Annotated in this window: 1 protein-coding gene; it reads right to left on the reverse strand. The window is 43.7% G+C overall.

The window, feature by feature from the left end; genetic code table 11:
• On the reverse strand, positions 1-199 hold a 199-nt coding region (locus L9G74_RS24575), incomplete at its 3' end, for an acyl-CoA synthetase family protein (protein WP_238898950.1).
• Positions 200-245 lie beyond the last annotated feature (46 nt).

Raw genomic sequence — 245 nt, forward strand, 5'->3', positions numbered from 1 at the left:
CGCGGTAGTCGTCCCAATAAGCGTACTCCTCACCAACACAGTTTATCGGTACTAGACGTTGGTAGTCGTTCAGAGCAGCAAGCCAGCAGTAATCAGGGTAGAAATACCAATCAAATGTGCCATCTTCCTCGAAACGCATAAAAAATTCCATCTCGAGAATAAACTCATCGGAGAGTTCATCTTCCCCAACAAGTTTCATGTTGTAAGAATCCTCTACCAACTCAGTATTAGGTTGTTGTGACAAG

Source organism: Shewanella electrica (genome assembly GCF_022321485.1).
GTDB classification, from domain to species: Bacteria; Pseudomonadota; Gammaproteobacteria; order Enterobacterales; family Shewanellaceae; genus Shewanella; species Shewanella electrica.